Annotated in this window: 16 protein-coding genes; 12 read left to right on the forward strand and 4 right to left on the reverse strand. The window is 56.6% G+C overall.

The window, feature by feature from the left end; genetic code table 11:
- The first annotated feature begins 70 nt into the window (after positions 1 to 70).
- The 11 genes from RHE_RS16455 (at position 71) to RHE_RS16505 (ending at position 10995) form a co-directional block, all read left to right on the forward strand.
- Positions 71 to 1573 (forward strand): lipopolysaccharide biosynthesis protein, encoded by a 1503-nt coding sequence (locus RHE_RS16455; RefSeq protein ID WP_011426450.1) that lies wholly within the window; start codon positions 71 to 73, stop codon positions 1571 to 1573.
- Positions 1574 to 1603: 30 nt separating this feature from the next.
- Complete coding sequence (locus RHE_RS16460; RefSeq protein ID WP_011426451.1) at positions 1604 to 2635, forward strand: polysaccharide pyruvyl transferase family protein; 1032 nt, start codon at positions 1604 to 1606, stop codon at positions 2633 to 2635.
- An 11-nt stretch (positions 2636 to 2646) separates the two neighbouring features.
- A complete protein-coding gene (locus RHE_RS16465; RefSeq protein ID WP_011426452.1) occupies positions 2647 to 3468 on the forward strand; it encodes a hypothetical protein in 822 nt (273 codons plus the stop codon).
- Positions 3469 to 3545: 77 nt separating this feature from the next.
- Entirely contained in the window at positions 3546 to 4490 is a 945-nt protein-coding gene (locus RHE_RS16470) for a glycosyltransferase (RefSeq protein WP_011426453.1), read from the forward strand.
- A 171-nt stretch (positions 4491 to 4661) separates the two neighbouring features.
- Entirely contained in the window at positions 4662 to 5627 is a 966-nt protein-coding gene (locus RHE_RS16475) for a glycosyltransferase (protein ID WP_011426454.1), read from the forward strand.
- 88 nt (positions 5628 to 5715) lie between these two features.
- Positions 5716 to 6693 carry a glycosyltransferase gene (locus RHE_RS16480; protein ID WP_041678734.1) on the forward strand — a complete coding sequence of 326 codons (978 nt, stop codon included), beginning with the start codon at positions 5716 to 5718 and terminating at the stop codon, positions 6691 to 6693.
- Entirely contained in the window at positions 6690 to 7574 is an 885-nt protein-coding gene (locus tag RHE_RS16485; RefSeq protein ID WP_011426456.1) for a glycosyltransferase family 2 protein, read from the forward strand. Before RHE_RS16480 ends, RHE_RS16485 begins: the two co-directional genes overlap by 4 nt.
- The gene (locus tag RHE_RS16490) at positions 7571 to 8554 is read left to right on the forward strand and encodes a glycosyltransferase family A protein (protein WP_011426457.1); all 984 of its coding nucleotides are present in this window, start codon (positions 7571 to 7573) and stop codon (positions 8552 to 8554) included. Before RHE_RS16485 ends, RHE_RS16490 begins: the two co-directional genes overlap by 4 nt.
- 24 nt (positions 8555 to 8578) lie before the next feature.
- Positions 8579 to 9952 carry an O-antigen ligase family protein gene (locus tag RHE_RS16495; protein ID WP_011426458.1) on the forward strand — a complete coding sequence of 458 codons (1374 nt, stop codon included), beginning with the start codon at positions 8579 to 8581 and terminating at the stop codon, positions 9950 to 9952.
- A gap of 111 nt (positions 9953 to 10063) precedes the next feature.
- Positions 10064 to 10522: a glycosyltransferase family protein gene (locus RHE_RS16500; protein WP_011426459.1), complete on the forward strand. Its 459-nt coding sequence runs from the start codon at positions 10064 to 10066 to the stop codon at positions 10520 to 10522.
- Positions 10519 to 10995 (forward strand): glycosyltransferase, encoded by a 477-nt coding sequence (locus RHE_RS16505; RefSeq protein WP_011426460.1) that lies wholly within the window; start codon positions 10519 to 10521, stop codon positions 10993 to 10995. Before RHE_RS16500 ends, RHE_RS16505 begins: the two co-directional genes overlap by 4 nt.
- Positions 10996 to 11034: 39 nt before the next feature.
- Here the strand turns inward: RHE_RS16505 and RHE_RS16510 are convergent, their stop codons facing one another.
- The 4 genes from RHE_RS16510 to RHE_RS16525 form a co-directional block, all read right to left on the reverse strand.
- The gene (locus RHE_RS16510; protein ID WP_020922040.1) at positions 11035 to 11730 is read right to left on the reverse strand and encodes an SGNH/GDSL hydrolase family protein; all 696 of its coding nucleotides are present in this window, start codon (positions 11728 to 11730) and stop codon (positions 11035 to 11037) included.
- 212 nt (positions 11731 to 11942) lie between these two features.
- Positions 11943 to 13250 (reverse strand): HlyD family type I secretion periplasmic adaptor subunit, encoded by a 1308-nt coding sequence (locus RHE_RS16515; RefSeq protein ID WP_011426462.1) that lies wholly within the window; start codon positions 13248 to 13250, stop codon positions 11943 to 11945.
- 15 nt (positions 13251 to 13265) lie between these two features.
- Entirely contained in the window at positions 13266 to 15029 is a 1764-nt protein-coding gene (locus RHE_RS16520) for a type I secretion system permease/ATPase (RefSeq protein ID WP_020922041.1), read from the reverse strand.
- A gap of 482 nt (positions 15030 to 15511) precedes the next feature.
- Positions 15512 to 17131 (reverse strand): right-handed parallel beta-helix repeat-containing protein, encoded by a 1620-nt coding sequence (locus RHE_RS16525; RefSeq protein ID WP_011426464.1) that lies wholly within the window; start codon positions 17129 to 17131, stop codon positions 15512 to 15514.
- A 689-nt stretch (positions 17132 to 17820) separates the two neighbouring features.
- Between RHE_RS16525 and RHE_RS16530 the strand changes: the two genes are divergently transcribed.
- Positions 17821 to 18528, forward strand: coding sequence for an Ig-like domain-containing protein (locus RHE_RS16530; RefSeq protein ID WP_011426465.1), 708 nt, complete (start codon positions 17821 to 17823; stop codon positions 18526 to 18528).
- Positions 18529 to 18692 lie beyond the last annotated feature (164 nt).

Raw genomic sequence — 18692 nt, forward strand, 5'->3', positions numbered from 1 at the left:
TGCTTTCTAATTCCGCCAATACCGACCTGCTGAAATGGTCAATGTCATCTACCTCAGGAGCCGTTCGCCCATGAGCAGTGTTACCGACCGGCTGATTCAGGGCAGCATGTGGCTGAGTTTGTCCCGCGCCATCGTCAACGGGCTCTCGGCGCTCAGCACCTTCGTGCTTGCCTGGTACCTGGTGCCAGCCGATTTCGGTCTTGTCGCCATTGCAACCACGATCCAGGTCATTCTGAGTTCGGTCACCGAACTCTCCCTCAATCAGGCGCTTATCCGCCACGAGTCGCCAAGCGAAACGCATTTCAGCGCGGTCTGGACCTTGAGCGTGACGAGAAGCGCGATATTGGCGCTGCTGTTTGCCGCCGCATCCTATCCGATCGCCGAATTTTATGATGAGCCGCGGCTGACGAGCGTCATGCTTGCCTTGAGTTTCAGCCTGCTCTTGAGCGGTCTCGCCAATCCGCGCCGTGTGATGCTCCAGCGCGACCTGATTTTCTGGCAGGAATTCGTCCTCAACGTCTCGCAAAAGCTGGTCGGGTTTGTCGTCACCGTGGGAATTGCGGCCATCTACCACAGCTATTGGGCGCTCGTGATCGGCACCCTCGCCTATCAGGTGACCAATATCATCGTTTCCTATACCGTCCTGCCGTTCTGGCCGCGCATCACCTTTCGGCACGCACGCGAATTGTTTTCGTTCTCGGTGTGGCTGACGGCCGGACAGATCGTCAACACGCTGAACTGGCGGATCGAATATCTGCTGATCGGAAAGTTGCTCGGCGCCACGCAACTCGGCCACTACACCGTCGGCAATACCCTTTCGACGCTGCCGACGCGCGAGGCAACGGCGCCGTTGAACCAGACGATCTATCCTGGCTTCTCCAAGGTTCGCAACGATCCGATCCGGCTGATCGCAGCTTATCAGCGTGCGCAGGCGCTGCTGGCAGCCGTTGCGCTTCCAGCCGGCATCGGCATGGCCGTGGTGGCGGAACCAATGATGCGGCTGGCCTTGGGAGAAAAGTGGATTCCCGCCATCTTCATCGTCCAGGCGCTCGCATCGGTCTTTGCCCTGCAGACCCTCGGCTCGCTCGTCCAGCCGCTCGGCATGGCGAAGGGCTATACCAAGATGTTGTTCATCCGCGACACGCAGATGCTGGTGGTCCGCATCCCCATCATCATCGCCGGCCTCATGATGGCCGGGCTTCCGGGCGTCGTTTATGCGCGGGTGTTGACGGGCCTGATTTCCACCGTGGTCAATATGCTTCTCGTCAAGCGCTTGATCAATCTGCCGTTCTTCCAGCAACTCGCGGCCAACTTCCGCGCGCTTGCCAGCGTCGCCTTGATGGCCGCCGGCGTCTGGGGATTGTCACATATTCTCAGCATGCCCACCGACAAGCCGCATCTGGCCCTTCATTTGGCTGTCCTGGTCATCGCCGGCGGCGTCATCTATGTCGGATCGAGCTTCGTTCTTTGGGTTGCGATGAAGAAGCCGGACGGCCCTGAAACCGAAGTTCACCGCATCATTGTCAAGTTCCTGTCAAAAGCAAAACGTATTGCCGTACCTAAATCGGCCTGAAGCTAAACGAACACCAACAAGAGAGGCAGAATGACCAGCCAATCCAGATCGGAGCTGATCGCAAAACTCAACGGCATGATTCATGATTGCCTGAAGGACTATGTCTCGCGCGATGAACCGCTTGCGATTCTCGATTTTCCTGACATTCGCAATTGCGGCGACTCGGCGATCTGGCTGGGAGAGATGGCCTATCTCAGAGATCGCTTCGGCAAGCGCCCGGACTATGTTTCCAGGCTTCACGACTTCTCCGTCGAAGAACTGAAACGGCGGGTTCCCACAGGCCCGATCTTCATTCACGGCGGCGGCAATTTCGGCGATATCTGGGTCGCCCACCAGGATTTCCGCGAGATGATCATGGAACGTTTCCCGGATCGGCAGGTCATCCAGTTCCCGCAGTCGATCCACTACAGTTCGGCTGAGCGAATCGAGCAGTCCAAGCGGGCCATCGGGCGCCACAAGAATTTCGTGCTGCTGGTGCGCGACGAAGAATCGAAGGAGTTTTCCGAGAAGCACTTTGACTGCACCGTGCGGCTTTGCCCGGACATGGCTTTCGCCATCGGTCCGCTGCCGGAAAGGGCAACGCAGATCCCCGTGCTCGCCATGTTGCGCGAGGATGCGGAACGGGTTGGCGGCGGTGATCGCAAGATTCCTTCCGATATTCCTGTGGAAGACTGGATCACCGAATCGAAGCGCAAGGTAGACATCGCCAAGAAACTGGGCGTAGCTTCCGCTTATCTCGCATTGAAACCGAGCGAAGTTGCCTTGCGCCGACTGGACGCTGCGGCTCATAACCGCTTCGAGCGCGGCATCAGCCAGATCTCGCGTGCCCGCGCGATCGTGACCGATCGCCTGCACGTCCATATCTGCTCGCTTCTGCTCGGCCGTCCGCATGCGGTGCTGGACAACAGCTACGGAAAGATCCGCCGCTTCATGAATGCATTCTCCGGCGGAACCGACCTTTCCTATAAGGCGACATCGCTCGAAGACGGGATCGAGTGGGCGTGTCACCAGGCTGCCCAGGGGCGCGTCGCTGAGAAAGAAGCTGTGGGCCTGCGGGCTTAAGGGGGAATTCGATGCCACTTGTCACGTTCATCATCCCGGTCCGACATCAGGACAATGCCCGCGACTGGAGCAAGCTGAAGGCAAACCTCAGCCAGACCGTGGCCTCCATCTCCAACCAGACCAATGGAGATTGGCGCGGCATTATAGTGGCCAATGAAGGGGCCGATCTGCCTGATCTTCCGGAGAAATTCTCCGCGGTGCGCGTGAGCTTTCCGCCGAACGACTTGCACGAACTCGGCAAGGGCAGCAAGGAAGACTTCCTCGATGCGTTCCGCGCCGACAAGGGCCGGCGCGTCCTGAGTGGCATGCTGGCCGCCGCCGACAGCCGCTTCTTCATGATTGTCGACGATGATGATTTCGTCAGTTCCCGGATCGTCCAGCATGTTTCGGAAAATCGGAACGCCAACGGCTGGACGATTGACCACGGTTACATCTGGGACGACGGCGGTAACTTCCTGCTTGGTCATGATGACTTCAGCCATCTCTGCGGAACGTCGCTGATCATTCGTGCCGATCTTTATGAATTACCGAAACGGTTCGAGGAGGCTTCGCTCGACTGGATCAAGTCGATGCTCGGCAGCCACGTCCGGATTGCGGATATTCTTGCCCGACGTGGTGCGCCGCTAGCCAAACTCCCCTTTCGGGGAGCGGTCTACCGGGTCGCCCACGGCGGGTCGCATAGCCAGGCGCCGAGCTTGATGCGGCAGTATTTCCTTAATCGCGGCGTGCTTCTGAAGCCGCGACGGTTATTTCGCAATTTCCGCAAGCTGAGGGTTCTCGGCCATGCTTATCGCCGCGAATTCTTCGGCGGGGCACGGTCGAATCCCGCATAGGATTCCGATCCGCACTGCGAAGGCAATTAAATTATGAGACTTTTCTCGTTCGATTTCACCAAAAGGGTGGGTTAGTGATGGCGGATCTTCTCGTCAGCGTGCTCTTTTCATCTTACAATGGCGCCAGCCGCCGGCTGCGCCATACTTTGGATTCCCTGGTAAGCCAGGAGCTCCCCCATGATCTGTGGGAATTGGTTGCCGTCGACAACAATAGCAATGACGGCACGTTTGACCTTTTGAAATCCTATAGCGACAAGCTTCCGATCACCGTCCTGCAGCAGTACAAGCCGGGAAAGTCGGGCGCGTTGAATATGGCCCTGGATCGGGTGAAGGGGGATCTCATCGTCTTTACCGATGACGATGTTCGCGCCGAACCGAACTGGCTGAAAGCGATCATCGACTGCGCCGCAGCCCATCCGAGTTATGGCATCTTCGGCGGCAGAATCGTTCCTGATTGGGAGAAAGAGCCAAAAGATCGGTTTATCCAGTGGATTCCGATGGGATCCACCTTTGCAATCGTCGACGAAACCCAAAGCGGGCCGTGTGACCCGACAAAAGTCTGGGGCCCGAATACAATCGTCAGACGAGAACTGCTCGGAACAAGCGTGCGCTACCGCGAAGATATCGGTCCTCTTCCCGGAAAGATTTTCGCCATGGGTGAAGATGCCGAGATCGTCATTCGCCTGGCGGCCAATGGAGCCAAATCCTATCGATGCGCGGAGGCTGTGGTCCATCACTGGATTCCGGCGTCGAGCGTGACGGAGGATTGGGTACAGAAAAGAGGTGAGCGGCTTGGCTACGGGATGCCGGCGCTCTTTCCCGACGAGGTGCCTGGAGGGCTGAGGTTAAGTGGAGTTCCGCTTCCGACCTGGATCGAAAGCGCGCGATGGGCTTTCCGGGCAGCAATGCTCTATCTCCTGCCGCAATCGAAGAAACGTTTCTGGGCAATCTGGAAATATTACTACATGCGTGGCTATCGCGCCGGAATTCGCCGGTACGTGTCTCAAACGGTGGTACAGTGATCGATTGCCCAGGAGGCAGTAATTTGAGACTATCGGTGCCTATCAGTCATTCTTGGCAGTATTTGCGTCCACGCATCGACAGCGTTCTATCGGAGACCCAAGTCACCGGCAAGGCGTGAGCTGAAGCCGTACTGTGAGGCGATCCGACCGAAATGGGGTCCGGAGCAGCAAATGAGCAAAGTCAAAGTAACAATACTTTTCTCGACTTACAATGGAGAGAAGACCCTGCCAACGATGCTTGACGCACTCTGCGCTGCCACCCTACCGAAAAAGGAATGGAAAATCGTCGCCGTCGATAACAACAGCAGCGACAACACTGCAGCAGTCCTGAATTCCTATAAGGAGCGGCTTCCGCTGGAAGTTTATTTCGAGCCAAAACAAGGCAAGCAACATGCATTGACTTTGGGATTCCGCCATCTAGAGGGGGAACTCGTCATTTTAACCGATGACGACGTCATCCCCGAGCCGGATTGGATCGAGCAGTTTCTGATCTTGGCGGAGGAGCAACCTCAGTTTGCCATATTCGGGGGCTTGATCACGCCCGAATGGGAGGAAAAGCCGGCACCGTGGTTGATCAAGTATGGGCACTTGGGAATTCTTTATGCTCTCAATGGCGATCTTCCCGAGGGCCCGATTTCGGCGGCGTTAATATCAGGGCCGAATTCGGCCTTCCGCCGTTCCATTTTAGGGCCTGACTATATCGTACACGACGACCTCGGCCCGGATGCCACTGTCACTCAATTCCCCATGGGTGAGGATACTGCTTTCGCTCTGAGGTTGGAGAAGAATGGAGCCAAGGCGTTTCATTCGCGGCATCCCCGGGTTCGGCACATTGTAAGGAAGGGCTATGTGAAGGAAGGCTGGGTTTTGCGACGCGGCGAGCGCTATGGCATGGGTTTGGTTATCGTTCGGCCGGACCTGTTCAAGAGCAAAACGAAAATCGCCGGTCTGCCGGTTGTTAGCGCCCTGAGATGGCTTCTGATGGCGCCGGCCAGCGTCGTCGTCAAGAGATTCCCCCTAAGCGGCCTTCGCTTCAAATTGCTCTGGGCGCAGTCGGTGAGACAGGGAATCCTGCGCCAATTTCTGAAGCAGCGATCTGCGATGAAAACGATCCATTCTCAGCTTGGTGCCAAGTGATGACAGTCCCAAACCACGGCATCGACAGGAAGTGCTCCATCTACGGAGGCAGAGGGCAGGATTTTCGCACTTCGGGAGGCGACTCGGTTTGACGGCGGATCTAAAAATTAGTGTCATCTTTTCGTCCTTTAATGGCGCTAGCAGACGGCTTCAACAGATGTTGGATTCGATGCTGGGCCAAAACCTTCCGGCTGACCAATGGGAACTGATTGCCGTCAACAACAACAGTGAAGACGAAACACAACAGCTTCTCGACCAATATACGGAGAAGCTTCCAATGGTTGTTGTCAATCATGCCCGGCCAGGAAAATCAGGAGCTATGAACGCCGCTTTGGCGATAGCTCGAGGAGCGTTGATCGTTTTTACGGACGACGATATCGAGGCCGATGCGAATTGGTTGAGTTCCATTGCGGAGTGCGCAGAGGTGAATCCGGATTACGGCGTTGTCGGCGGTCGCATCCTCCCGAATTGGGAGCATTATCCCCATGGAGATCCGCTGTTGGACTGGATTCCCATGGGATCAACCTTCGCCATAGCCGACCAGGAATCCAGTGGCCCGTGCGACCCGACAAAAATTTGGGGTCCGAACACGACCGTGCGTCGTGAACTGCTTGGCAGCACTGTACGGTTCCGCGAGGACATCGGGCCGCTGCCGGGAGGTCTTTTCGCGATGGGAGAGGATACGGAAATTGTCACCCGCCTATCCCGAAACGGCGTGAAGACATATCGGTGCGCTGAGGCCATCGTTCATCATTGGATTCCCGCCTCGAGCGTGACAGAGGCTTGGGTTCAGAAACGCGGGGAACGTCTTGGCTATGGAATGCCGGCGCTCTTCGCCGAGACCATTCCCAAAGGTGTAAGGATCGGGGGGGTGCCCTTGCGAACCTGGATCGAAAGTGCCAACTGGGCGGTTCGGGCGGCGCTTCTTTATCCTTTGCCGCGATCAAAGAAGCGGTTCTGGGCCATCTGGAAGTACTACTACATGCGTGGCTACCGCGCGGGGCTGCGCCGATACGCACCGGCAGGAAATCATTCTGGTCGACTGGTGCAGGAGGTCGTGCGGTGAAATTATCGGTGCTCATCAACAATTTCAATTACGGCCAGTATCTGCGTCCCTGCATCGACAGCGTTCTGTCGCAGGCCTATCCGGATTTCGAAGTGATCGTCGTCGACGATGGTTCCACCGATGATTCCCGAGAAATCCTTGCTTCATACGGCGAGCGGATCCTGACCGTATTGAAAGAGAATGGCGGCCAGGCCTCAAGCTTCAATGCCGGTTTTGCAGCCGCAAGCGGCGACATCCTCTTTCTCCTCGATGCCGATGATGCGTTTCTGGCTGGCAAACTCGGGCGCATCGCCGAGATCTATGACCGAAACGAGATCGACTGGTGCTTCGACCGTGTGACGACCAACGAAGGCGACCAGCCTGCCGCGCAGTTGCAGGTGACGCTGTTCGACAAACGGGACACGTTGCGCAGGGGCGGCTTTCCCTCGCTTCCGGTGCCGACCTCCGGCTTGAGCTTCCGCCGCGACCTGCTGTCCCAGATCCTGCCGATGTCCGTCGCGAAAGACGTCGTGCTCAGCGACAATTACATCAAGTTTGCAGCCGCCTATCTCGGTCCCGGCGCCATCGTCGAAACGCCGCTGACCTTTCAGCGCATTCATGCCTCGAACCGCTATACGGGCACGAGCAGGGCAAAAACACTGCGCCCTCGGATCATGATCGCCACAGGATTGGAACTGGCGCGCCGCTATGATGGGCTGCATGCGCTGGGCAAGAGCCTGGTGGCCGGAGGCATTGCTGAAACCACATCGCTCTTGAACCTGAGGAGCGAAGCTCGCAACACCGTGGCCGGCGGTCCGTTCGGCGATGATGCCGTCAACGAAGTGGCCCTGATGGCCGCGCGCAAGCGTTTGGGCAATATGCTGCGGAGAGGACAGTCATGAACCAGCAGGGCACCTTTCCGCATTCATCAGCCGGAACTGATCCGTCAGGCGCGTCGCCGTTGAACATCGCCGTCGGCGTGCTGACCTATCGGCGGCTGGACGGGATCGCCAAGCTGCTCGACGTAATGACACGCCAGACCAGGCATCCGGCTCGCCCCTATCATCTGACGATGGTGATCGTCGACAATGATGCCGCAGGCAGCGCAAGAGCCACGGTCGAGGCTTTCGGCCAAACGGGCGCCTACGATCTGATCTATGTCGTCGAACCCAACCAGGGCATCCCCTTTGCGCGCAATCGCGCGCTCGATTCGGCCCCTGCCGGCACCGATCTCTTCTGCTTTCTCGACGATGACGAATGGCCCGTCGATGGCTGGCTCGATGCAATGCTGGAGACCCGGGAGAAAAACCGCGCCGATTGCGTCTACGGTCCTGTCCAGCCGGTCTATCCCGAGAATCCACCTGAATATTTCATCAAAGCGAGGGTTTTCGAGCGCAAGATGAACAAGGACGGTCAGCGCATTTCCTATGCGGCTTCGAACAATGTCATGTTCGATTATCCCCTCATCCGCTCATGGAATCTGCGCTTTGAGGAGAAAATGCGCTTCACCGGGGGCACTGACTATCTCTTTTTCAACCAGGCAATTCGCCGCGGTATGCAGGTTTTCTGGGCTGACAAGGCACTCGTCTATGATATCGTTCCCGCCAGCCGCATGACCTGGAAGTGGGTGCTGCAGCGACAATACCGGCTCGGCAACACTTTCGCCGTCAGCGAGGTCCTGCACGGCGACCTCAAGCGCCGGCTCTATCGGGCGGCCTATGGCGCCACGAGAGTGATCCTTGGGCTGGCCATGCTGCCGGCGATCCTCATTTCACCCTATTGGGGCATGCGGGCCCTCACCCATGTTTTGCGTGGCGCAGGCATGGTCAACGGGATCCTTGGACATGCCTACCAGGAATACAGACCCAATGTCGCCCATTAGTGTTGTTAACGGGAGCGATCTCGGATGAGTTACGGCCCCTCTTATGTTCCGAACGGGAACATCAGCTTGACGCGGCAAGCGGCGCGATCGCGACCACGGCATGGCATCAAGAAAGAAACCTTGGTTCGTTGGCTCCTCACGGTGATGCTCTATGTCACGCTCTTGCGTGCAACCGGAATGTGGTACGGTTATCCCTCGAACTTCGATGACGGGATATCTGTGGATCCACTTCCGCAGAAGCTGATGCTCTATTCGCTGATTCCGATGATGGGCGTCTATTTCATCCTGGAGCCAAACCGGTTTCTGTCCTATTTTCGAAGGATTCCGGTTCTCGTCATCGTCGTCGCTGGCTTTTCGCTCATATCCCTCGCTCTATCGATCAGCTTTGGCGCATCCGCGCGCGGCATCGCTGCCGTGACGGTATTGACAATCGCGCCGCTGCTCTACCGACGTCGCTACGGCAGCGTCGAGACATTCAGGCTGCTTGAAAACTTCGCGGTTTTCGCAGCCTTTGCCAACGTCCTGTATACCGCCGCCTTTCCGCATTTCGCAATCATGGGTGGTTCTTATGCTGGGATGGTCAAGGGGCTGTTTTACCACAAGAACACGATGGGTCAGTTTTTTGCCGTCGCGTTCATCGTCGTGGTTTCCATTGGCTTGCCATCCTCCAGGCTTCGGTATCGGACGTTGCTGCGCTGGGCCGCTTTGTTGCTGATGCTTGCGTTGATTGCCGTCTCGCGATCGTCGACCGCCGTCGTTATGCTGGCGATGGGCCTTGCGACGCTCGCGGGGCTTAAAATGATGTTCAAGATCGGCAATTCCGGAGTACGATCATTCTTTCTGTTCTTTCTCTGTCTTATCCTCGGCTTTGTCGGCGCCTCGGCCTATCTCGGCGCTGCGCAACTGATCGCGGATGCCTTCGGCAAGGATTTGACATTCTCCGGACGAACCAACATCTGGGAGCAACTGATTCCGCTTGTCTACGATCAACCGATTTTCGGATATGGTTTCGCTCTGTTTCGACAACCCGAGATCATGGAACAGTTCGTTCGTGTAACGTTTGATGCGAGATCGACGCACAACACCTATCTGGAACTCGCGCTGAATATTGGCGTGCCCGGGACAATCGCTTGGGTAGCATTCTTGTTCAAGCGGCTTGGAGAACGGATAACGACGGTATCGTCGGGCGCTGCGCTGAACGAAGTTCAGGCGAAGGAAGTCGCGGTCATACTCATGATCATGATCGGCGCGATGATGGAGGCTGGTTTGATGTTGGCGCCGGTCGTGCTTTGGCCGCTTATGGTCGTGTGCCTGCCAAAGGATGCTTCGCCAAGTTCCTTCAGGCGCAAGCCACGAAAGCCGGTTATGCCGAATTCTGGTCGAAGACCGGCAGTATGAGTTCATATTGAAATCTGGTATCCGACCAGAAATGTAGAGTATCGAAACAATACACAGCAGTCCGTTTCAATGCGGATCATTTTAGCGCAATTCTCAATACGAGGTATGTCTATGGCTGAGAAAAAGTTGAAGGTCCTCGCCGCCTCCTCCGGCGGCGGCCATTGGGAGCAACTGATGGCCATGCGCGGCGCATTCGAAGGCTGCGATATCGTCTTTGCAACGACCATCCCGGGACTGCTCGCCAAATACGGCATCAAGGATGGCCTGGTGCTTCCCGATTGCAGCCGCGACTCGATCACAATGTCGATTCGCTGCTTTTTCAGCGCCTTCTCCATTGTCATCAGGCACAAACCGGACGTTGTCATTTCCACAGGTGCAGCGCCTGGGCTTTTCTGCCTGCTTGCCGGCAAGTTGACGGGCAAGCGGACGATCTGGATCGATAGCGTCGCCAATGTGGAGAAACTGTCCCTCTCTGGAAAACTGGCTGGCCATATTGCGACTCTCTGGCTGACGCAATGGCAACATCTTTCGCGGCCGGATGGCCCGCATTACGCAGGAGCTGTCCTTTGATCCTTGTCACCGTTGGAACGCAGCTGCCCTTTGACCGCCTCATCAAGGCTGTCGACAGCTTCGCAGAAGAATTGACCAAACCGGTTCTGGCTCAGATCGGCAAAGGCACTTACACGCCGCAGAACATGAAGTGGATCAAGAATATCGAGCCTGCGGACTTCGATAGGGTCTTTCGCGACGCGACTGTCATCGTCTCTCACGCGGGAATCGGCACGGTCCTCACGGCGAAGCGTTTCGGCAAACCGATCATTCTTGTTCCACGGAAGGCGTCTCTTGGCGAGCACCGAAACGATCACCAGCTTGCCACGGTCAGCCAGCTTGTCGGCCGGCCAGGCATCTATGTCGCCCAGAGCGATGACGAACTCAAAGATTATCTCCTTCAGGACCTGGACAGCCCTTCTCATGAAGACGCGTCCGATGCCGGCCGGGCCTCGCTGGTCAGCTATTTGAAGGGCTATCTCGCGACGGGTTGAACCCCCAACAGCCGCAGATGCCCTTGAGACGAAGAAGATTCATTCGCCGCAATCGCGGCCGGCTATGTGCCGGGTCAGTTGGGGCACGATGATTTTAGAAGCGACCTCGGGTCGCGGATGTGCGCCATCAGGAATTGCGGCGGCCAGATCGTCCGGGGTCAGGCGCTCCCAGTCCGGCCGGTAATCGATGAACTCCAGGCCCCGTTTCAGCGCCTCCGCCTGATGAGCCGAAATATAGCTACCGACAAAAGGACGGATCAGCCCCCGCAGTCCTGAAAACGGATTCATCGCCATGAGGATAATCCGCGCCCGCGGCAGGCGTTGATGAAGCTGATCGAGAATGTCGGCAATATTCCTTCGGCTTTGCGCCAGCGACACGAACCGATGCAATGTCGCGTCATTGGCGTAGAGCTCGATCAGAATAATATCCGGCTGCTCGGCAACGACGCGATCCAGTTGGGTCAAAGCCCATGTCGACGTCTCGCCGCTCTTTGCGACGCTCTCGACTTTCACGGATCTTTGCAGGCAGGCAGCAAGCCTTGTCTGGAGGCCGGGTTGCCATCCCCCGCGCGCTGTCAGCGATGTTCCGAAAGCCACTATTTTTAGCGGTGGAAGGTTCTCGGCATCACTCTTTCCAGTCATCAAAACCATCACGAGGCAGGCTAAAAGCAGAACTAAACCCGATGCCAGTCGCCTCTCGGTCGGCGCCGCTCGCCAAAGCCGCAAACATATCATGACAGAACCATATCTCGGCGAGAGCTATACGTCACCCGACAGGAGAACCTTGTGGAACGACAGGCAGGCCCTTGAAGCCAACCTTGCAGCAGGCTTGAGACAATATCATGAAGGACAAATTGTCATGTCCGCTTCAGTGCGCAAATCAGCCTTGCATCCAACCGGGGATAGCAGCTGCCTCGACATGCCGCAACTGTGCCGAGGAGCTCCAATCACTCCTCACGAAATACGTGCTGCATCTGATCGGTCAGTGGTTTTGTGAGATAAGAAATGACGGTCCGGTCGCCGATCTTGATAAAGACTTCGGCCGGCATGCCGGGATAGAGCTTTATCGATTTCAGCTTTGCGATACTTTGAGCCTCCGGCTTGACGCGTAGCGGATAATAGCTGATCCCTGTCCGCTCATCCTTGACGATATCAGGCGCAATTGAGGTGATCACCGCCTGCACATCAGGCGTCGTGCGCTGATCAAAAGCGCTGAAACGTACATCGACAGATTGGCCGACATGGACCTGGTCGATATCGCGGGTGGCGACCTTCGCCTGGACGGTAAGATCGTCGTTTTCGGGAACGACGAGCCCCAGCGTCTGACCGGCTTCGATTACGCCATTAACGGTGTGCACCGACAATTCGTGAACGCGGCCGCTGAGCGGCGCGGTGATGTCGAGACGGCGGAGTTGATCGAGCGCAGTGCCGCGGCGCTCCTCATTTTCGGCGATCTGAGCTTCGACATCCGTCAGGTCCTTTGCGATCTCCGAACGACGATCCTCATCCAGCTGAATCGACTGTCGGTCAATTTCGATCGCCTTGCCCTCGGCCTCCGCCTTTGCAGCGATTTCCTGACCGCTGTTACCCTGGAGATCGGCGCGGGCTCGCTTGAGCGTATTCAAACGCTGAAGCGTGACCAGACCCTTCTTGTAGAGAACATCGACGGCTTCGAGCTCCTGTTCGATCAAGCCGAGGGAATCGCCGGTGGCGTTGATCTGAACGACCAAGCCTTTGATCTGCTCACCCAATTGATCCTTGCGCGACGCCAGCTGACTCTTCATTCCGATCAGCGCTGACCTGCGGCTGTCGAACAACTTCCGTTCGCCGTCGAGCAGCTGCTGCGCCGCGGTGCTGGATGTCAGGTCGCTGAGGTTTTCTTCGACTTCGAACGACTCGGCGCCGATCCGCTCCGCCTTCAGGCGGGCGCGGCGCGCATAAAGCTGCGCAAGCGTGCTCTCGACAATCGACAGCTGTGCTCTTGTCGCCGTTCCATCAAGCCGTATCAAAACCTGTCCGGCCGACACATGCTGGTTTTCGGAGACCAGAAGTTCCGAGACGATGCCACCCGTCAGATGCTGGATCTTCTTGACGTCACCGTCGACGACAACGACGCCTTCGCCGATGACGGCGCTCGAAAGTTCCGTCGTCGCCGCCCAACCGCCGATGCCGCACACCAACGCAATGGACAGCGCGCCGACAACCGCCACATGGCGATTGAGAGAGCGTTTGGATTCACTAATAACTTTGCTCACGATCTTCCTTCCGGCCTATTCCGCCGCATTGCCGTCAACGACGACCTTAAGCTGAGCCACGCGCTCGGCAATCGGGGTGCGCGCTGCCTCGGTCCGGCTGACCCGCGCCAGAACTTCTTCCTTAGGACCGAATGCGATCATCCTGCCCTCCTGCATCATCAGCACGAAGTCGCACACAGCTAGAACGCCGGAGCGATGCGCGATGACAACGACGATGCCGCCACGTGCACGCACGCTCATGATCGCAGCACTCAGCGCCCGCTCGCCTTCCTCATCGAGATTGGAATTCGGTTCATCGAGCACGACGAGGAATGGTTCCCCGTAGAGCGCTCTCGCAAGCGCGATACGCTGTCTCTGCCCGGCTGAAAGCGCAGCACCGCCTTCGCCGATTTCGGTCTCGTAACCGTTCGGCAGACGCAGAATGAGATCGTGAACGCGCGCCGCCCTCGCCGCGGTGACCACCGCTTCCGGCGACATCTCTTTGGCGAAGCGGCAGATATTCTGCGCGACGGTGCCTGAGAAAAGCTCCACATCCTGCGGAAGATAACCGATATGCCGGCCAAGTGCGTCGCCGTCCCATTGGTCGAGCGCCGCACCATCCAGACGAATGGATCCTCTGACCGTCGGCCAGATGCCCATCATCGCCCGCGCCAGCGACGACTTGCCCGAGGCGCTGTAGCCGATGACCCCGAGCGCGCTCCCTGCTCTCAGGCCGAAGCTGACATCGGAGATGACCAGCCGCTGGCCGGCCGGCGGTCCGCTGGCGACGCCGTCAACCGTGACCTGCTTGCACGGTGCGGCCAGCGCGAGAGGGGCTGGGATCTCCGGAATTGTCTTCAGGAGGTTCGCAAGCCGCGCCCAGCTCTGCTGGGCGGAAACGAAACCGCGCCAATTTCCGATCGCCGCCTCTACAGGCGCCAGAGCGCGGGACGTCAGGATGGAACCGGCGATGATAATACCCGAAGACGCTTGACCTTGAATGACCAGGATCGCACCTGTTGCCAGCGTTCCCGATTGCAGGGCGATACGGAAAATCTTCGACAGCGTCGCATAACCGTTGCCGACATCCGATGCCTGTCGGGTGATGTTCCGGTATTCGCCATTTTTGCGATCCCATATCTCAGCCATGGTGCCTGCCATGCCCATGGCATGAATGACCTCAGAGTTGCGGATCGAGCTCTGCGCAAATCCGTTGCGCATGTTGGCGGCTTCTGATTGCCGCTTGGAGAGCGTACGCGTGCCCTGATTGGTCAGGAACGTCAAAATGGCGAGAACGAGCGATCCGCCGATCGCGATATATCCAATTGCCGGATGGAATAAGAAGCAGATAACGAGATAGAAAGGGAGCCAGGGCAGATCGAACATTGCCGTCGGGCCCATGCCGGACAGGAACGTTCTTATTTGATCGAAATCCCGCAGGGGCTGAAGCCCGTCGCCGCCGATCTTGACCTTCAGCGGCGCTTTGATCAACGCCCGAAACACCCGCCCATTCACCATCTCGTCAAGGGCACCGGCAACGCGAACGAGCATTCTGCTCCTGAGAACCTCGAACGCGCCCTGGAAAGCATAAAGAGTCAACGCAAGTATTGCCAAGGCGGTCAGCGTCGGTATGCTTTTGCTCGGAATGACCCGGTCATACACCTCAAGCATAAAAAATGAACTTGTCAGATAAAGTATATTGATAAGCGCGCTAGCTATACCAATGAAGATCAGTCCCCCTTTGCATTTCCGCAAGGCTTTGGACGGTTCATTGACGTCAGCTGCTGAACTTTGAAACACGAAGCAATCCTCTTCTACCGCATCGCGCACCAACAAAATGCTAGTCCACAGTGCAGTTACGGGCCATCAAACCGATCATTGACATGGCTGCCTTCGGATCCCGGCACCGTTGCTGATCCCGCTTGCGAGCCATACCCTAGAACATAAACCCCACTGAAAAATGACCGAAAATACAAACTTATCACGAGCAATTTCTGCGGGTCTAACTTTAACTCTACGATAAGCAAACCAGCCGAAGCAAGTGAATATCGCAAAAACCGCCAATAAGGGTTAAAAGCGGCGAGCGTGTGGCACGCTTAAAGCAGGCCTTTACTGAAGAATTAAACTATAAATACAATCTTTAGTTTGTTCTAGCCATGGCAGACGCGAATTTTTTGGATCAAGGGGGTATGTTTCACATCGCCCCCTAGCGAAAACTTGGCTGCCTCGCAAATTGAAGCCGCGCGCGGGCTCGCGGGAATGCGCCAGAATCCGGTCCAGCCTCACGCCAGGACGTGCGAGGCGTGACTGCTATGGAATGCGTCGATGTTGATCGACACGCTCAAGCCGTCGGTATCGATATGGGAAGCGCCATCGGAGATTTTGTATTGGAAGAACTCACTGACGTTGCCGCTGAGGCCTGCGAGTTTGGTGGCATCGACCGTATAACTATAGTCGCCGTCGCTTTCGACGTGGATGACGCCGTATTTTCCGGTCAGCGTCAGGCCGTGCTTGTCCACCGCGCTGTCACCGAAGCGGCGAAGCAGTATCGTGCCGTTACTCGCATTGTCGTTATCAAGCAGATTTCCGTGATAGGCACTGCCGGTATCCTCCGCGATCTTCAAGCTATCGTGGACCGCAACAATTTTCGGAACGACCACTGCAGGCACGGTCGCGGCCGGCGTTTCCACGCTCGGCGCCGGAGAACTTACCTGAGGCACCGGTACCTCCACATGTTCGGAAACCGGTGCCACAGGAGTCTGCTCATTGCTCGACGACGTGTCGCCGCTCGCGCTCGCTGCTGGGCTGTCAAGCTCAGCCTGCGCTTGTTCGAGCGTCTTGTTTTCACCGATGGAGAACGTGTTCTGCGCAGCGATTGCGGCGGGCATCGTCAGCGTCGACACCGAACTATCGATGACATTGTCGTAGAAGGAGCCCGATGCAGACCTGTCGACCTTCAGTGCCGACGCTGTCAGGTCGTCGAAGACATTGTCGTGGACAATGATGTTCTCGCGGAGATAGGCGGGATTGCCGACAGCGCTGACCAGGACGCCGTAGACGCCGTCATGCAGATAATTTCCGCTAATGTCGTAGTTTTTCGCATCGCCGGAGTCGCCAAGGCCGATGCCGTACGACCAGCTGTAGCCGCCATATCCTGAGATGTCATTGTCATGGATGGCGATGTTCGTGCCCGCCTGAGCGCTCAGCCCGAAACCGCCGCCGACAAGCGTATTGCCCTCAACCACGGCATCTTGTGCCCGGATCAGCACCAGGACGCCCTTCGCGCTATTGGTTTCTGTCTGCTCGAGATGATTGTCCTTGATCAGGATATTGCTGCTGTTGTTGAGCTGAATGGCGTCAGCCACGCTCCCCTGACTGTTGGTAACGGTATTGTTGACGAGGGTGACGCCCTTGACGTTATCCATCCAAATGCCATCGCCATGCACACCAGTCAGGATGCTATTCTCGATCGTGATGTTCTGGCTACTTTGGAAGCTGAGCGAGCCGGCCTTTCCGGACAGACCGGTATTCGAGACCTCGACGTTGCGGATGATCCAGTTCGATACACTCCCGGCATAGATCGCGTTGGCGCCAGTATCGGCGATCTTGATGTTCTCGACAATGATGTTCGAAGCCTTGGAACCGTGTATCCCGTTATTGCTGCTGTGAATGACCGGCGCATCACCGATGCCATAGCTGCCGATGGTGATCGGAGCGCTGACAGTGCCGGAATATTTCAGGTCGAACTGCTCGTTAAATACGCTTCCGGCAGCAAGCAGCACGCTGTCGCCAGGATTTAGTTTTAAGGCTTCAACAGCGGACAACGTCGCAAAGGCTGAACTCTCACCGGTTCCGCTGTTATAGTCGGATCCCGTCACTGAATTCACGTAATAGACGGTCATGCTGCGATCTCCCGAGGTTATGGAAGACCTTCTAACTGCGGACATCTCTCCGGCTGCTAAAATGAAACACTAAAATGCGTGATATCTCGGAATATTCTTACGTTCTGAGCATGGTTATTCTAGTGTACGCAAATTATTGTATCACGATAAAGTTGTAGAGCTCTACAAATCGCCCGTTCTACCTGGATTCGGCACGTCTGCCGCACTATGATCCGGAGCAAGCTGAAGCCGGCATATACCCGCTCCAGCGCAGCACAACGTTCCCCAACCCAAACCCATATGCAGTTACCGGGAATTTATTTCCGCGATATGCGACAACTCGAAGGGGGAGATGGTCCTGCGATATCGCAGATCTGCTGAATATCCGTCGTGACACAGAATAACACTTCGTGGTTATACACCACCGGGCAACCTTACTACATTTGCCATTGAATAATGATTTCACTAACCCCAAGACCGATCCAACACGACGGCAACGGCTTAGACGATCACTAATTGTTAAAACTATAATATTTAAGACTTTCATCGACTTATGTATGTTGTACGCGTATCGCTATCGATCAATACACTCTCAAGTGCTTATCTGTTGTTAACTACACGCTTGACTCCATGTATTAAGATACCATTAATCATGCGGCTCGCTGAAGTCAAAAGTGACCGGCGAAGATCAAATTCAAGGAGAGACACAGATGGCTATTCACGCAACCGACGATACTGCAACATTTCTGGAAACCGACGTCATTTCCGGGAACCTGCTCAGCAACGACACATCCGATGGCAACCTTTTCCTACGCGCCTTCGACCAGCAGAGCGTTGGTGCTAAGCAGGGCAACAATCAGATTACCGCAATCGCAGGCGACTACGGCACGTTCTACGTCAAGCCGGACGGAAGCTATACTTACGTATTGAGCGATGCTGCAAAGGTCGGCTTCACAGCCGGTGAGACGCTCCACGAAAAGGTTTCCTACAAAATCTCCGATGGCGCGGGCCATACCGATTTCGGCCTATTCACGCTGAATATCCAGGGTGTCACTCAGGTAAAGCCGATTGCTATTGACGACCATCTCAGCTTCAACGAGGGCGACGCCATCGGCGGCAATCTGCTGACTAACGACATTCCTGGCGACAATGGCCACCTTTTCCTGCGTCAGTTCGGCAACACCAGCGTAAACGGCGACCCGACCGCAACAACGAACATTGCCGGTACTTATGGGACCTTCCACGTCAAGGCGGACGGCTCGTTTACCTATGACCTAGCCTCGGACATCGCTCCGGGAGACCATATCACCGAAACCATCCAGTACTACAAGATCTCCGATGGTCAGGGCCATACGGATGTCGGCGTTCTCACGCTCAACATTACGGGCACGGACGTCGTCTCCGGCGCCACCGTCTGATCATCGATAAACCGTCGATGATGCAACGCCCGCTGCTTGCGCGGCGGACGTTGTCGGCTATCAACCAGTACCGTCACGAAATTTAGCCGATGGCATCACTGAGTAACGGGCGTCTTACAGGACGCGCAAAGGACGCTGTTACGTTCGCATTTCTGGTGTCGCGC

The sequence above is a fragment of the Rhizobium etli CFN 42 genome (genome assembly GCF_000092045.1).
Lineage (GTDB): Bacteria > Pseudomonadota > Alphaproteobacteria > Rhizobiales > Rhizobiaceae > Rhizobium > Rhizobium etli.

What these genes read in the sequence shown, in the direction of transcription:
- RHE_RS16530 (WP_011426465.1), top strand. Translation starts at nt 17,821, where the DNA reads ATGGCTATTCACGCAACCGACGATACTGCAACATTTCTGGAAACCGAC.
- RHE_RS16510 (WP_020922040.1), bottom strand. Translation starts at nt 11,730, where the DNA reads ATGATATGTTTGCGGCTTTGGCGAGCGGCGCCGACCGAGAGGCGACTG.
- RHE_RS16500 (WP_011426459.1), top strand. Translation starts at nt 10,064, where the DNA reads ATGGCTGAGAAAAAGTTGAAGGTCCTCGCCGCCTCCTCCGGCGGCGGC.
- RHE_RS16470 (WP_011426453.1), top strand. Translation starts at nt 3,546, where the DNA reads ATGGCGGATCTTCTCGTCAGCGTGCTCTTTTCATCTTACAATGGCGCC.
- RHE_RS16465 (WP_011426452.1), top strand. Translation starts at nt 2,647, where the DNA reads ATGCCACTTGTCACGTTCATCATCCCGGTCCGACATCAGGACAATGCC.
- RHE_RS16525 (WP_011426464.1), bottom strand. Translation starts at nt 17,131, where the DNA reads ATGACCGTCTATTACGTGAATTCAGTGACGGGATCCGACTATAACAGC.
- RHE_RS16475 (WP_011426454.1), top strand. Translation starts at nt 4,662, where the DNA reads ATGAGCAAAGTCAAAGTAACAATACTTTTCTCGACTTACAATGGAGAG.
- RHE_RS16460 (WP_011426451.1), top strand. Translation starts at nt 1,604, where the DNA reads ATGACCAGCCAATCCAGATCGGAGCTGATCGCAAAACTCAACGGCATG.
- RHE_RS16495 (WP_011426458.1), top strand. Translation starts at nt 8,579, where the DNA reads ATGAGTTACGGCCCCTCTTATGTTCCGAACGGGAACATCAGCTTGACG.
- RHE_RS16490 (WP_011426457.1), top strand. Translation starts at nt 7,571, where the DNA reads ATGAACCAGCAGGGCACCTTTCCGCATTCATCAGCCGGAACTGATCCG.
- RHE_RS16455 (WP_011426450.1), top strand. Translation starts at nt 71, where the DNA reads ATGAGCAGTGTTACCGACCGGCTGATTCAGGGCAGCATGTGGCTGAGT.